This window comes from Jejubacter calystegiae (genome assembly GCF_005671395.1).
GTDB lineage: Bacteria > Pseudomonadota > Gammaproteobacteria > Enterobacterales > Enterobacteriaceae > Jejubacter > Jejubacter calystegiae.
In genome coordinates this window covers 4491471-4505491 of sequence record NZ_CP040428.1, presented here as the reverse complement: position 1 = coordinate 4505491, position 14021 = coordinate 4491471, and the positions used below count along the sequence as shown (strand labels likewise).

Genomic DNA, 14021 nt, shown 5'->3' with positions numbered 1-14021 from the left:
CAGCGCCCGAGGGGGTGAGACTTACTTGCTTACCGCACTGCCCTGAGCCAGCATGCTGCGGACATCAGAGACGGTAAAGGAGCCCGGCTTCTGGCGCGGCGGGAAGGCTTTAAAGCTCTTCAGCATATCGCCGACCTCTTTCTGAGCGCCGCCCAGCAGGAACAGACGGTCATAGAACCAGGTGTTGTAACCCATGCCCTGGTCGCCTTTTTCCAGCGGATCCACTTCCAGATCGAAGATCAGCGGCACGCGCAGCTTAACGAACGGATACTTCCACAGATCCAGACCGGTATGCTGCTGAATCATAAAGTGGGCTTTCCAGCGGCCGTAGCGCATGGCCAGCAGATCGCCGTCATCGCTCCAGTAGAAGAATTCGTTACGCTGGTCTTTAGCCTTGCCCTGCAGGAAGCCGAGCTGGTTGTAGCCGTCCAGGTGTACCTTGTAGGTGATGGCCGGAGTTTTATAGCCTTTCAGCAGCTTGCCTTTGATATCCGGCTCGCCGGCTGCCGCCACCAGGGTCGGGAACCAGTCATAGCTGGCGAACATATCGTTGATCACCGTACCGGCCTGGATATGGCCTGGCCATTTGACCATGGCCGGAACCCGGAAGCCGCCTTCCCAGCCGGTGTTCTTCTCGCCGCGGAACGGCGTGATACCGGCATCCGGCCAGGTGGCGGTCATCGGGCCGTTATCGGTGGTGTAGATAACGATGGTGTTATCTTCAATACCGAGATCTTTAATTTTCTTCAGCACCTCGCCCACCATTTTGTCATGCTCCACCATGCCGTCGGCATAGTCGCCCAGGCCGGTCACGCCCTGGCTGTCATCCTTCAGGTGGGTTTTGTTATGCATACGGGTGGTGTTGAACCAGGTGAAGAACGGCTTACCGGCTTTAACCTGACGCTCCATAAAGTCGTTATTGGCCGCCAGGGTCTCTTCGTCCACGGTACCCATACGCTTCACGGTCAGCGGCCCGGTATCTTCGATTTTGCCGTCGGCCGTGCTCTTAATCACGCCGCGCGGACCGAACTGCTTACGGAAGGCGGGATCTTTCGGGTAGTCCGGATTTTCCGGCTCTTCTTCGGCATTCAGGTGATACAGGTTGCCCAGAAACTCATCGAAACCGTGAGCGGTAGGCAGGAATTCATCGCGATCGCCCAGGTGGTTTTTACCAAACTGGCCGGTGGCGTAGCCCAGCTGCTTAAGAATGCTGGCGATGGTGGGATCTTCTTTCTGCAGCCCCTGGGGCGCGCCGGGCATGCCGACTTTACTCAGCCCGGTGCGAAACGGCATCTGGCCGGTAATAAAGGCGGAACGACCGGCGGTGGAGCTCTGCTCGGCGTAGTAAGAGGTGAATTTTGCCCCGGCGCTGGCGATGCTGTCGATATTCGGCGTTTTGTAGCCCATCATTCCCTGGTTATAGGTGCTGAGGTTCCAGTAGCCGATATCATCACCGAAAATCACCACGATATTCGGTTTAGCCGCGTTCTGTTCCGGTGCGGTTTTAGGGGCCGCCGCGTGAGCGGAAAACGAGCCGCATGCCACTGACAGCAGGGTGGCGATCATCGTTTTGCCAAAAGCAGATTTTTTCAACATGAGCATTAGCTCCATTTATTGGTGTGGCTCAGGACGCACCCGGCCGCGCCCTGGGCTGCGTAAAACGCGGCCTGGCGGTTCGGGGGTCTGTATACGTCATCGGAGAGTGTTGGAATATTGTATGACCGGGCTCAGCAGCGCTGGCGGTGGGTCGGGGCTAAGCATACGAGGGGGAAGAAAAGGCGGCAACTTAATAGGGGGTTAAGCGCCGCTAAATATAGAGAGGGTAAAAGGCCGGTTATTTAACGGTTGGTTAATATTAAAAGGGCCTGGAAGCGGTTAAATACCGCTAAACCAGTTGTAGCCCTGATCTTCCCAGTAACCGCCGGGATTGGTATCGCTGACGAAAATGGCGGCGATATGCTTGGCGTTTTTGAAGCCCAGTTTGGTCGGCACCCGCAGTCGCAAGGGATAACCGTACTCTTCCGGTAATGCTTTACCGGCAAAATCCAGCGCCAGAATGGTTTGCGGATGCAGCGCGGTAGCCATATCGATGCTGGAGTAGTAGCGATCCGCACATTTAAAGCCAACGTAGCGGGCGTTGAGATCGGCGCCGATATGCTGGAGGAAGAGCTTCAGCGGCACGCCTCCCCACTGGCCGATGGCGCTCCAGCCTTCAATGCAGATAAGCCGGGTGATCTGGCTTTGCTGCGGCAGACGCTGTAACTGTTCCAGCGTCCAGGGCGCTTTTTTCTCGACCTTGCCGGAGACTTCCAGCCGGTAGTCGGCCAGATCTACTATCGGGGTGTTGTATTCCGGATAAAAGGCATTGAACGGAAAGGGATCGGTTATCTGGTCCGGGCGATAAGTCTGAGCCAGGCGCTGGCCGCTGAACAGCCAGGACTGAACCCTGTCGTTCCAGCGTGACATGGCCCACAGCACTTTGTCGACCCGATCGCCATCCTGCATATCGCATCCAGTCAGCATCGCCACGCCCCCCAGCGTCAGGCCGGAACGCAGCAGTAACCGGCGCTGTAGATTCACCAGCTGCTTTTTCTGATCCGGCTCCAGCGCGGGTGCGCGGCGGGATGGGTTTTTATCCTTCACGTTTGCCTCCTGACAGCATGGCCCACAGCGTGGACGGAACAACGATCACCATCAGCACGTGGATGATGACAAACAACCCGATACCCGCCATGGCCAAAAAGTGGACATAACGTGCGATATCAAAACCGCCGAATATCGCCACCAGCCAGTACAATTGTACCGGCTTCCAGATAGCCAGCCCGGAAAGTACCAGCAGCAGACCGAGCACCAGTACACCGAGATACATCAGCTTTTGAATCGCGTTGTAATGGCCGTGGCGGTGGCGCAGCCGCAGCGTTAACGTCAGCCAGATATCATGCCGCAGTGCGGCCAGGCGCAGCGGCAGCAGGTCGCGGCGCAGGTGGCCGCTAAACAGGCTCCACAGCAGATAGCACAGGGCGTTGAATACCAGCAGCCACATCACCGCCAGATGCCAGCCAATCGCGCCACCCAGCCAGCCCCCCAGCGTCACCGCCGGGGGAAAGCGGAAGTCGAACAGCGGCGAAGCGTTGTAGATTTCCCAACCGCTCATGAACATGCAGACCATGGCGAACAGATTCACCCAGTGGGTAAGCCTGACTGGCCAGCGATGTACTGGCCGCGACGCGTTGGTTTTCATGCAGGCCTCCCGGATTACATCGGCGGTACGGTACCGTCTTTGCCAGCGGAAATACGGGTAGCGACGCGCTCGCCTTTATCGTCAGTGGCGGAGAACAGTACAATATGGGTACCGGGTTTAAGCAGGCTGCGATCGCCGGGATCGATGGTCACAACTGGCGTATCGTCCGGAACGCTGACATTCTTTTGCTGATCGCCGTACTTAACGGTCAGCGTGCGGCCATTGGCATTCACCAGCTTGCCGATGGTGCCGTTGGTCATGGTATTGGTTTTGCCGTCGGCGGATTCCCAGGGGGAGTGACCTTCACCCGTTCCACGCAGGCTGGCGGCAAAGACGTGCACTTCAAGCGCTTTCAGGCTGCCGTCGGCCTGGGGGACCGCTGCGGTGCCGATAAAGCTGTCCGGCTTGATATCGTCGGTCGATCCTTTAGAAACGCTATATACCTGGGTTTTGTCGTTAAGTTTGACCTCGACCTTTTCACCTTTGCGGTCGGTCAGTTGCAGTTGGGCATCAGAGACCTTGTCGATGGTGCCGCGCAGCGGCGCGATGGCTTTGCCTGGTGCCTGCGCGGCGGTGGCGATACCGCTGCACAGCATCAGGGTGGACAGCAGTAAACCGGCGAGACGTTGTCGTGTATGCATAAATCCTCCTGTAGTCGTTTGTGGGTTAAGCATGGCCTGGCGATCGGGACAGCACCATGTCCGTTTGATGACATTAATGTCATCAAGCAGTGACGCGGAAACTGTTAATCTGTTTGCGAACGTAATGAGGTGGTGAGCATGCGCATATTAGTAGTGGAAGATGATACCGGGACCGGTAATTACCTGAAGAAGGGGCTGACGGAGGCGGGATACGGCGTTGATCTGGCGTGTGACGGTACCGATGGTCTGTTCCGGGCCCTGGAGTACAGTTACGATGCCATTGTACTGGACGTGATGTTGCCGGGGCTTGATGGCTGGCAGATCATTGACGTTCTGCGCAAGAAAAGCGATGTGCCAATTCTGTTTCTTACCGCCCGCGACGAGGTGCAGGATCGCATCCACGGCCTTGAACTAGGGGCCGACGATTACCTGGTGAAACCCTTTTCGTTTACCGAGCTGGTGCTGCGGCTGCGCACTCTGCTGCGCCGCGGAACGGTACGGGAATCCGATCGCTACACCCTGGCCGATCTGCATATTGATGTGCTGCGGCGTAAAGTAACCCGCCAGGACTGCGTTATTCCGCTGACCAATAAAGAGTTTATGTTGCTGCATCTGCTGGTAAGGCGTGAAGGAGAGGTGCTGTCGCGCACCATGATCGCCTCCCAGGTATGGGATATGAATTTCGACAGCGATACCAACGTGGTGGATGTGGCGATCAAGCGGCTGCGCGCCAAAATTGACCGGCCGTTTGATATCAAACTTATTCATACCGTGCGTGGGATCGGTTACGTCTGTGAGGTGCGTCCATGAGTTTACTGGCCCGGCGCTGGCAGGCGACATCGCTGACGCTGCGTAGCGCCATCCTCTTTGCTCTGGTGGCCGCGCTGGTAGTGAGCGCGGCAGGCGGTTACCTGTATAACGCCATGCGCCAGGAGATGATTTACCGTAGCGATCTGCAGGTGACAGGGCGAATCGAATACTACCGGAATGTGCTGAGCAAACGCTTTCCGCTGGATCGGTTGGTGGCCAATACCGGGATGTTTGAAAATATGCTGGGCAACGAACAGGACGTTTTAATTTTTCGGATCCAGGGGCAGGAGCCGTTAATTAGTGTGAATCCTGGCAGGGTTCAACTGCCGTCGGTGACGCCGACGCCGAGCGACCACCCGCAGCTGCTGAGCGCGGTGCGTACCGGAGAAACCCGGCAAGGGGTGCCGTTGCGGGTGGCGTCGGGTCTGGTGAAGCTGGAAGACGGCAGGGTACTGCAAATATCCGTCGCGCATGTCATGGTCAACGAACAGAAAATGCTGGCGCGTTACCTGTGGCGTGTGGTGGCGGCGGTGGCGGCGGCTTTCCTGGTGATTGCCCTGTTGGGCTACTGGGTGATGCGTCGCGAACTGCGACCGTTAAGGCGCATGGCCGCAGAGGCGGCGGCCATCACCCCCAGTACCCTGGCAACCCGGTTAAGCGAGCAGGATGCGCCGCAGGAGCTGCAACAGCTGATAGTTTCGTTCAATGCCATGCTTAGCCGACTCAACGAAGGCTATCAGCGTCTGACGCAGTTTTCCGCCGATCTGGCCCATGAGATACGCACGCCGGTAGGGGCATTAATGGGCCAGTGCCAGGTGGCCCTGTATCAGTCGCGCAGCGTTGAAGAGTACGAAACTCTGCTCTCCAGTAATATGGAGGAGCTGGAGCGCATCTCGCGGATGGTGGAAAATATTTTGTTCCTGGCGCGGGCCAGCAATGCGCAGTCGGCGCTGAACTACCGCAGTCTGGATATGGCGCTGGAGTTGCAGCGCGTCGCCGACTATTTCGAAGGGCTGGCGGAAGAGCGGGGTATTCGCCTGATCTGCGAAGGGGAAGGGCAGTTATGGGCCGACCCCATGCTGTTTCAGCGGGCTCTAAGCAATCTGGTTGCCAACGCGGTGCGCTATGCCGATGAAGAGAGCCGCATTATCCTGCGGGTCGGCACAGAGCAAGGCCGACAGGTGGTAGAGGTGATAAACCAGGGACCCGCGATTGCCGAAGTACATCTGAAAAAACTGTTCGAGCGCTTTTATCGCGTCGATGCCGCGCGCAGCAGCCATGCCAGCGGCCTGGGACTGGCGATCGTACGCGCCATTATGACCCTGCATGGTGGTGAAGTGCACGCCCGATGCCACCCGCAGTCGCCTGCCGCTCAAATTGTTTTTAGTCTGATCTTTCCGGCGAGAGAGGAAAAAAACGCCGCGTGACGGAAAGCAAAAAGCCCGCTTAAGGAAACTTAAGCGGGCTTCTTTAAATCTGGCGCCTCTGACAGGGTGGCGGCATGACGCAACAGGCCTGGCACCCCGCTGACATCATCGCGGCGCTGAAAAAACGGGGAACGTCGCTGGCGGCGGTTTCCCGTAACGCCGGACTGGCGTCCACCACGCTGACCAACGCTCTTAACCGCCGCTGGCCCAAAGGCGAAAGGCTGATAGCGGAAGCGTTGAGCGTCGCGCCAGAAAAAATCAGGCCTTCGCGTTATCGTTGATGTCCTTCCGGCGCAGCCCGGATACGGAAGCTGCACCGCATTTTGTTTATCTGAATTGTCATAATCCTTTGAACCGCAAAAACAGTTTTCTATTATCGACCTTCTTACCACGACCTAAGCTCCCGCCTGCATAAAATGCTTCATGACCTGAAAGAAGCACCTGATGTATCCGCATGGTCGCCGTTTTACCGGCAATGCCGCCTTTGAAAACTGCCGGATCTGTCTTTCGATGGATTAAGGCTTTCTTCACGCTTTATTACGCTAAGGAAATCACAATGAATCTGATGAATAATTGTGCATCGCCTGCCGTGGATGTTATATTAAAATATAATATTTGGAGGTGCTCATGTATACAACTCGCCTGAAAAAGGTCGGCGGATCCATCATGCTGGCGGTTCCTCCCGCCGTGCTGAAAACGCTGGGGCTGTCGACGGACAGCGAAGTGGGCATGACCATTGATAATGGCTGCCTGATTATTGAACCCCAGAAGCGGCCCCGTTATTCGCTTGAGGAGCTGCTGGCGCAGTGCGATCCGCATGCCGAAATGAGCGAAGAGGATCGGGAATGGATTGATGCGCCTGCGGTGGGCAAGGAGATCCTGTAAATGGACAGAGGGGAAATCTGGCTTGTTTCACTGGATCCGATTGCCGGTCACGAGCAAAGCGGAAAACGTCTGGTGCTTATCGTATCGAAGGCATCGTTTAACAAGCTGACGCGGCTACCCGTTGTTGTTCCCGTCACCAGCGGTGGAAACTTTGCCCGCGCAGCCGGTTTTACCGTCTCACTGGATGGTGCGGGAACAAAAACAACGGGCGTTATTCGCTGCGACCAGCCCAGAACGATTGATATGGGAGCCCGGAGTGGTAAGCGGCTGGAACGTATACCTGATGCTGTCGTGAATGAAGTGCTGGCCAGGCTGGAGGCTATTCTGAATTGATGTGTGAGATGCACAAAAGCAAAAAGCCCGCTAACAAGCGGGCTTCTTTAAATATGGCTCCTCTGACTGGACTCGAACCAGTGACATACGGATTAACAGTCCGCCGTTCTACCGACTGAACTACAGAGGAATCGTGTGAACGGGGCGTAGAGTAATGGGGCCGCCGCTGGCTGTCAACATTAAATCCAGGTATATGATTTAATTGTTGAATTAAGAATCAGTTTGCCGGTTTAATGGACATAGCCATCGTTGGATTCCTGTTCATGCAGGCGGGTGAGGGGCTCCTGGCCGTAAAAGCGGCAGAAACGCTGCCACAGCGAAGGAAAGCGCGGGGCGAACAATTCTGGCGCGCTGAAGAAATATTCCGAGAGCACGGCGAAGCATTCGGCCGGGTCGCTGGCGGCATAGGCGTCGATACTGGCTGCGGCTTCGCCCACCAGATCGATCTCGTCCTGAATATTATCCATGGCCGCATGCAGGTCGTGTTCCCAGCCAGCCACCTCGCGTAGTGGAATGGAGGGAATGCCGCTGGGTCGGTCGCCGTTGCGCATATCGAGCTTATGGGCCACTTCGTGCACGATCAGGTTAAAGCCGGAGGCGTCGAAAGAGTCCTGAATATCCAGCCAGTTCAGCACGACAGGCCCCTGCTGCCAGCTCTGCCCGGATTGCACCATGCGCTGATTATGAACCAGCCCCATATCGTCTTCCCATTCGTCGTCCACCACAAAGGGTGCGGGGTAGATCAGGACTTCGTGGAAGCCGTCCAGCCATTCCAGCCCCAGCGACATCACCGGCAGGCAGAACAGCAGGGCGATACGGGCGCGTTTCAGGGGATCCAGCTCAAAACCCTGAAGCGGCACCAGCCGCTTTTGTTGCAGAAAACGTTCGCCCAGCTCAACCAGCGTTTGACACTCCTGGGCAGAGAGAGAGGCTAACAGAGGAACTGAGAGCGCCTCTTCCCAGGGCAATTCCGGGAGAGATGCGTCATGATTTATCTTCCAGGGCCACTTTATCATCGTAACCTGCTCGCAAAGTCGTCACTTAAACAAAAAGGATGGGGGCAGGGCTGTTAAAATGCCAAATTACCTGGCATTATTGCAACCCAACGGAGAGATGCCGGAGCGGCTGAACGGACCGGTCTCGAAAACCGGAGTGGGGGTAACTCCACCGGGGGTTCAAATCCCCCTCTCTCCGCCACTTTCTTTTAATACCCTTCTGAATCATCAATGCGTTTCTGGCTCCTCTCGATTCTGGTATGCCATCAGGTATGACCGCTCAGGCTTTCACGGGTAAAGCAAAACGTAAAATATCACTGTGCCAGGCCCCCGGGGTAGCATTTTGCGACTATCTCACTGATTTTGTGAGCCCGATCCTGCCCTTTAATCAGCCACCAGGTCAGTTTCTTTACGCAGGCTAAATGCGCGATTTCCACTTCGAGTGTTAAGCAACCAATGGTTCAGGCAGGAAGTATTGTGAATATATCCGGCCCCATACTGAAGTATCCGATTAGCGTAGGTAAAAAGAAACAAGGATTACAATATCGCTGTTACGTAATTATCGGGGGGGGGGGGGGCATATTGTCATCGACATCACTCTGCTTCATTATTGTCTTTCAGGAAGGATGTGTTGGTGTACTTGCACCAACGATTAGCTAAGTTCGGGATCCACCGACTTTGAATTAACAAGGATTGAGGTTATACATGAAAGCAGTTTCAACAACGATTTCCCCGGCATTTAATATGATGTCATGGCTGGCTCTGGTCGGCGGTGTTGTGGTCTATCTGATTGGCCTGTGGCGCTCAGATATGGAACTGAACGAAAAAGGTTATTATTTTGCGGTGATGCTGCTTGGGTTGTTTGCATCGGTGTCGTTACAGAAAACCGTACGGGATCGTATGGAAGATATTCCGACCAGCCATATGTATTACATTTCCTGTGTGGCCGCCTTTGCCATCTCTGTTATTCTGCTGGCGATTGGGCTGTGGAATGCTGAGCTGTTACCCAGCGAAAAAGGGTTCTATGCCATCGCTTTTTTCCTGTGCCTGTTTGGTGCGATTTCGGTTCAGAAGAATGTAAGGGACAATCAGGCGGCTTCGGAAAATATTATTCAGAAAAGCGTTACCGAACACCCCATTGTTGATGAAGAGTAATATTAGGGCGTGCAGCTGTTGCTGCACGCCGTGTGTATTGACCCGATGGCTATGGAGTTATTGTGCTTAATCGCCTCGATCGATTGTTAATTGATCCTCCGGTGTTGAACATAACCGGCATTGCCCGTTTTGGCGTGGAGTTTTTCTGGTTTGGTATTAAGGAGCTTCGTGCCTGTCTGTTCGCTGGTCTGTTTTTTATCACTATTTTTTGCGTCCCCCATGGAGGAATGTTTGGCATCTCGCGTTACGACCTGCTGCTGTTTATTGCTCTGACGATCCAGTTCGCGATGGTAGCAGCAAAGCTGGAAACCTGGGATGAAATTAAAGCCATTACGCTGTTCCACCTTCTGGGATTCGGGCTGGAGTTGTTTAAAACCTCGTCGGCAATTGGTTCATGGCACTACCCGGAAAACGGCTGGAGTAAAATAGGCGGCGTGCCGCTATTTAGCGGATTTATGTATGCGGCAGTAGGCAGCTATATTATTCAGTGCTGGCGGCTGTTTGATTTGAAAATTCGCCATCATCCACCGCTGCCTCTGGCTGCGCTTCTTGCGCTGGCATTGTATGCCAATTTCTTCACTCATCACTATATCAATGACTATCGCTGGTATATTGCCGCCGTTGCGCTTGGTATGTATGCCCGTTGTACGGTGATATTCACGCCTTACGATCGCAGTTATCGGATGCCGCTGCTGGTGGCATTTATTCTGATTGGGTTCTTTATCTGGTTGGCTGAGAATTTAGGGACTTTTTTCGGGGTCTGGCGGTATCCGAATCAACTGGGCGCCTGGGCAACAGTGCACGTTGGTAAATGGGGCGCCTGGTCGCTACTGGTAATGATGACCTTTACTATTACGCTATTTCTGAAAGATATTAAGAAGCGCATTCATATTGCGCAGTGAGTTCGGGGTGTCGTTTTCAGTCGTGTAACCTGTTGGCTAACGGCATGAATTTTTTAAGGGAGTGAAAATTATGACAATAATAAAAACTATCGGTTTAACTATGGTTTTTTATTATATTCTGGTATCTGCCAGAGCCTGACGAATGATCGCAAGCATCTGAAAAGCGGCAGCGATCCGCGCCAGTTTGCTCAAGTGCTGCCTGGCGCTGTTTAAGTATGGCGACGTGGATCCGTAAACGGTGTGTGGCACACCATATCGCGGGATTAGAGGGATTAAATCAAGGCCTGGTCCGATGAGGATTGTAACGCCATGACCGCAGCCACACTGTCCTGTTCAGCTATTTCAGTAGCACAAAATCAATGTGTATTATCTTAATTTTGGTTTATGTTACTGCCTTGTTGTCTTTTTGTTGGTTTCTTTAATGACGCAATGCGTCTTCACTGGCTTTTTATTCCGTTTTGGTCGTTTTTTGTCCGTCTGTGCTATGGTAAACTAGTGTCTCCCAACCAACCTGACAGAGGATTTTATGGATAACGCCCTTACACCCGCCACCCTGGCTTTTGAATATTTACGTCGCGAGGCGGAAACCTTAACCCCGGCCCAGTACCTGACCCGCGTCAGAAAGCTGCAACTGGAATTCGCCGATCTGATGGAACTGACGTCTACTGAACTGCTCGAAGAGATCTCTTTCGCTACCCGTCTGGGTATCCACTAAGCGCTGGTCGCTCCCCCCTGATATTTTCTGATTTCTGATGCGGCGGCATTGCAGGCTGTCGGCCATTAATAAGGTGCCGCCCGAAATCTTCCTGTGTTTGCCCCGACGGTATTCACCCTGCGTTCTCTTGCTTCTATTTTTTTTACTTTTAATTAACTTAATAATCCATTTTTATTAACCGTGTCTGCGAAACGGAACGCGCCGGAAAATAAACGGGACACTACTCCATGCGAGTAATTTGATCTGCGTCATAAAAAGGAGCATAGTACGCACGCTTTGTAACCTTTCCTCACATCTATTATGACTGTTTACCAACATATGCTGGTTTTTTATGGGGCGATGGCGCTGCTGTCAGCCATCATTACGTTTTTTCTGGCGAAGGATCGCATGAGTATGAAATTATTGAGTGCCTTGCTGGTTGGCGCTACCTGGCCCATGAGCTTTCCGGTGGCCCTGTTGTTTTCTTTGTTCTGAGTATTAGTTTCGCGCGCGCTACCATAATGTGTGGTTCTTTGATAGAGACACAACCTGAAAAATGTGATAAAAATCACATCGCTCGGGGGGTGCCCGTGCGCGTTAAAACAGTGAAGAAAATAATTGTAGGTAACGTCAGAGCAATGGAAGAAAAACCTGTTCGTGGTCTGGGAGGCCGGATTGCCCTGTGGGCATTTTATGCATTTTGCTTTTATTTTGTCTGGGCCATGTTGCGCTATTTTTGGATCGTCAGCGGCGTGGAGTCTCCACCGGGAGATGGTGTGGCGGGGGATATGGGGACTCTGGGTGGTAAATTACTCGGCGCCTTGCTGGGTTTTATGGTGTTGGGGGCCGTTGGCTCGCTACTGGGCGCTATTGCCTGGTATACCCGCCCGCGAGTCCGGTAATATCGCCTTTTCGTTGCGCCAGCGCGGTTGTGGCGTTCTATCGCAGCCGGAAGGGTGATAAAGTCACGGCATCTCTATATGCGTGGACTTTTTTCCCTCTTATGATGGACCAACCCGATTTAATGGCGAGCAGGGCCGCGGAGCAGCCCCAATCGCATGGCGAACGGCAGCAGGAAGAGCGGGCGCTGGCGGCCCGACTGCTGGATATCTACGATAAAAAAACGCTTGTCGCTAAGCTGAACGAACTGGGCGGTAACTGGCGTCCTGAATCTCTGGTGCGCTGGCTGCGCGATACCAGCGTGCGGCGCATGCTAACGGAGCAGGAAGTCCAGTGTCTGCGCGGCTTATTGCCGTCGCCACCCGCCCATTATGCGCGTCCCGCCTTTCGCTTTATCGATCTCTTTGCCGGTATCGGCGGCATCCGTAGCGGCTTTGAAGCCATTGGCGGCGCCTGCGTTTTTACCAGCGAATGGAATAAGCATGCGGTGCGCACCTATAAGGCCAACTGGTACTGCGATCCGCAGGAGCATCACTTCAATGAAGATATCCGCGACGTCACTCTGAGTCATCGCCCTGAAGTCAGCGATAAACAGGCCAGCGAACATATTCGTGACCTGGTGCCGCAGCATGACGTGTTATTGGCGGGCTTTCCCTGCCAGCCTTTCTCTCTGGCGGGAGTCTCGAAAAAGAATGCCCTGGGGCGCGCTCACGGCTTTGCCTGTGAAACCCAGGGGACGCTGTTTTTCGATGTCGCACGCATTATCGCTGCCCGGCGTCCGGCCATTTTTGTGCTCGAGAACGTGAAAAATCTGAAGAGCCACGATAAAGGTAAAACCTTCCGCATTATTATGCAGACCCTGGACGAGCTGGGCTATGAGGTGGCGGATGCGAATGCCAGCAGCCCTGACGATCCTAAAATTATTGATGGCAAACATTTTCTGCCCCAGCACCGCGAACGCATTGTGCTGGTAGGCTTCCGGCGCGATACCGGGTTACACCAGGGTTTTAGTCTGCGCTCCCTGGAGCAATATTATCCGCAGCGGCGTCCCACCTTTGGTGAGCTGCTGGAGCCGCAGGTAGCGGAAAAATATATCCTGACGCCAACCCTGTGGCGCTACCTTTATCAGTATGCCCGCAAGCATAAGGAAAAGGGCAATGGCTTTGGGTACGGTCTGGTAGATCCGCTTAATCCCCACAGCGTGGCGCGCACGCTTTCCGCTCGGTACTATAAAGACGGCGCCGAAATCCTGGTGGACCGCGGCTGGGATCGCCCGCTGGGCGAGAAGGATTTTGGCGATAAGCAGAATCAGCAACGGCGCCCGCGCCGTCTGACGCCCCGTGAATGCGCTCGTCTGATGGGTTTTGAGGCGCCAGGCGCATCACAGTTCGCGATCCCGGTTTCCGATACCCAGGCTTACCGACAGTTCGGCAATTCGGTGGTGGTCCCGGCGTTCGCCGCGGTGGCCCGGCTGCTGGAAAGCCGCATCCTGCAGGCGTCGCGCATGCGCCAGGAGGAAATGGATGGCGGACGTACACGACAGTAAAACGCGCAGTAAAAACATGCGGGCTATCGCCACGCGCGATACCGCCATTGAACAGCGTCTGGCGCGGTTACTGACCTCGCTGGGCGTTGAATTCCGTACTCAGGACGCCGCGCTTGCCGGGCGTCCTGACTTTGTCGTCGATCACTACCGCTGCATTCTCTTCACGCATGGTTGCTTCTGGCACCACCATGACTGCCATCTGTTTAAGGTACCGGCCACCCGTACCGAGTTCTGGATGACCAAGATAGGCAGTAACGTTGCCCGGGACAGGCGCGATATCTCGCGCCTGTTGGGCGAAGGGTGGCGTGTTATGGTGGTCTGGGAGTGTGCCTTGCGTGGCCGACATCGGCTGGACGATCCTGCCCTGGAGACCCGGCTGGAAGAGTGGCTGTGCGAAGGGGGAAACTATGCAGAGATAGACACCCGCGGTATTCACGCCCCACAGCCGCCCGTAGCCTGACCCTTTTACGCTGAATCTCACCGTTTTCATTT

The 14021-nt window shown here is 54.7% G+C and carries 18 protein-coding genes and 2 tRNA genes; 13 read left to right on the top strand and 7 right to left on the bottom strand.

Going from position 1 to position 14021, the window contains the following annotated elements; genetic code table 11:
- Positions 1-21 precede the first annotated feature (21 nt).
- The 4 genes from FEM41_RS21165 to FEM41_RS21150 form a co-directional block, all read right to left on the bottom strand.
- Positions 22-1596, bottom strand: coding sequence for an arylsulfatase (locus FEM41_RS21165; protein WP_138098160.1), 1575 nt, complete (start codon positions 1594-1596; stop codon positions 22-24).
- A 279-nt stretch (positions 1597-1875) separates the two neighbouring features.
- The gene (locus FEM41_RS21160) at positions 1876-2643 is read right to left on the bottom strand and encodes a molybdopterin-dependent oxidoreductase (RefSeq protein ID WP_138098158.1); all 768 of its coding nucleotides are present in this window, start codon (positions 2641-2643) and stop codon (positions 1876-1878) included.
- Entirely contained in the window at positions 2633-3241 is a 609-nt protein-coding gene (locus tag FEM41_RS21155; protein WP_138098156.1) for a cytochrome b/b6 domain-containing protein, read from the bottom strand. Before FEM41_RS21155 ends, FEM41_RS21160 begins: the two co-directional genes overlap by 11 nt.
- Positions 3242-3255: 14 nt before the next feature.
- The gene (locus FEM41_RS21150) at positions 3256-3882 is read right to left on the bottom strand and encodes a hypothetical protein (RefSeq protein WP_138098154.1); all 627 of its coding nucleotides are present in this window, start codon (positions 3880-3882) and stop codon (positions 3256-3258) included.
- Positions 3883-4020: 138 nt separating this feature from the next.
- On the opposite strand from FEM41_RS21150, the gene FEM41_RS21145 reads away from it, so the two are divergent.
- The 3 genes from FEM41_RS21145 (at position 4021) to FEM41_RS21135 (ending at position 6400) form a co-directional block, all read left to right on the top strand.
- Positions 4021-4692 carry a heavy metal response regulator transcription factor gene (locus FEM41_RS21145; RefSeq protein WP_138098152.1) on the top strand — a complete coding sequence of 224 codons (672 nt, stop codon included), beginning with the start codon at positions 4021-4023 and terminating at the stop codon, positions 4690-4692.
- Positions 4689-6119 carry a heavy metal sensor histidine kinase gene (locus FEM41_RS21140; RefSeq protein WP_138098150.1) on the top strand — a complete coding sequence of 477 codons (1431 nt, stop codon included), beginning with the start codon at positions 4689-4691 and terminating at the stop codon, positions 6117-6119. The genes FEM41_RS21145 and FEM41_RS21140 overlap by 4 nt, the downstream gene beginning before the upstream one ends.
- Positions 6120-6193: 74 nt before the next feature.
- Positions 6194-6400, top strand: a complete 207-nt coding sequence (locus FEM41_RS21135) for a helix-turn-helix domain-containing protein (protein ID WP_138098148.1) — start codon at positions 6194-6196, stop codon at positions 6398-6400.
- 58 nt (positions 6401-6458) lie between these two features.
- Here FEM41_RS21135 and FEM41_RS21130 read toward each other — a convergent pair whose 3' ends face one another.
- Positions 6459-6650 carry a hypothetical protein gene (locus tag FEM41_RS21130; protein ID WP_138098146.1) on the bottom strand — a complete coding sequence of 64 codons (192 nt, stop codon included), beginning with the start codon at positions 6648-6650 and terminating at the stop codon, positions 6459-6461.
- A 96-nt stretch (positions 6651-6746) separates the two neighbouring features.
- Between FEM41_RS21130 and FEM41_RS21125 the strand changes: the two genes are divergently transcribed.
- The gene (locus FEM41_RS21125; protein ID WP_138098144.1) at positions 6747-7004 is read left to right on the top strand and encodes an AbrB/MazE/SpoVT family DNA-binding domain-containing protein; all 258 of its coding nucleotides are present in this window, start codon (positions 6747-6749) and stop codon (positions 7002-7004) included.
- The gene (locus tag FEM41_RS21120; RefSeq protein WP_138098142.1) at positions 7005-7337 is read left to right on the top strand and encodes a type II toxin-antitoxin system PemK/MazF family toxin; all 333 of its coding nucleotides are present in this window, start codon (positions 7005-7007) and stop codon (positions 7335-7337) included.
- A gap of 54 nt (positions 7338-7391) precedes the next feature.
- Here the strand turns inward: FEM41_RS21120 and FEM41_RS21115 are convergent.
- Together FEM41_RS21115 and mtfA are read right to left on the bottom strand one after the other, a co-directional pair.
- Positions 7392-7467, bottom strand: a tRNA-Asn gene (locus FEM41_RS21115).
- Positions 7468-7567: 100 nt separating this feature from the next.
- Positions 7568-8353 carry a DgsA anti-repressor MtfA gene (mtfA, locus tag FEM41_RS21110; protein ID WP_138098140.1) on the bottom strand — a complete coding sequence of 262 codons (786 nt, stop codon included), beginning with the start codon at positions 8351-8353 and terminating at the stop codon, positions 7568-7570.
- A gap of 91 nt (positions 8354-8444) precedes the next feature.
- Here mtfA and FEM41_RS21105 point away from each other — a divergent pair.
- From FEM41_RS21105 to FEM41_RS21070, 8 genes are all read left to right on the top strand, one after another.
- A tRNA-Ser gene (locus FEM41_RS21105) sits at positions 8445-8534 on the top strand.
- 503 nt (positions 8535-9037) lie between these two features.
- Positions 9038-9487: an inner membrane protein YiaA gene (yiaA, locus tag FEM41_RS21100; protein WP_138098138.1), complete on the top strand. Its 450-nt coding sequence runs from the start codon at positions 9038-9040 to the stop codon at positions 9485-9487.
- A 62-nt stretch (positions 9488-9549) separates the two neighbouring features.
- On the top strand, positions 9550-10389 hold the full coding sequence (locus FEM41_RS21095) for a DUF817 domain-containing protein (protein ID WP_138098136.1): 840 nt from the start codon (positions 9550-9552) through the stop codon (positions 10387-10389).
- Between the two features lie 526 nt (positions 10390-10915).
- A complete protein-coding gene (locus tag FEM41_RS21090; protein ID WP_138098134.1) occupies positions 10916-11104 on the top strand; it encodes a YdiH family protein in 189 nt (62 codons plus the stop codon).
- A 300-nt stretch (positions 11105-11404) separates the two neighbouring features.
- On the top strand, positions 11405-11578 hold the full coding sequence (locus FEM41_RS21085; protein ID WP_138098132.1) for a GhoT/OrtT family toxin: 174 nt from the start codon (positions 11405-11407) through the stop codon (positions 11576-11578).
- Positions 11579-11721: 143 nt separating this feature from the next.
- On the top strand, positions 11722-11985 hold the full coding sequence (gene drpB / locus FEM41_RS21080; protein WP_138098130.1) for a cell division protein DrpB: 264 nt from the start codon (positions 11722-11724) through the stop codon (positions 11983-11985).
- A gap of 104 nt (positions 11986-12089) precedes the next feature.
- The gene (locus FEM41_RS21075; RefSeq protein ID WP_138099287.1) at positions 12090-13529 is read left to right on the top strand and encodes a DNA cytosine methyltransferase; all 1440 of its coding nucleotides are present in this window, start codon (positions 12090-12092) and stop codon (positions 13527-13529) included.
- The gene (locus FEM41_RS21070) at positions 13507-13989 is read left to right on the top strand and encodes a very short patch repair endonuclease (protein ID WP_138098128.1); all 483 of its coding nucleotides are present in this window, start codon (positions 13507-13509) and stop codon (positions 13987-13989) included. Before FEM41_RS21075 ends, FEM41_RS21070 begins: the two co-directional genes overlap by 23 nt.
- The last annotated feature ends 32 nt before the right edge of the window (positions 13990-14021 follow it).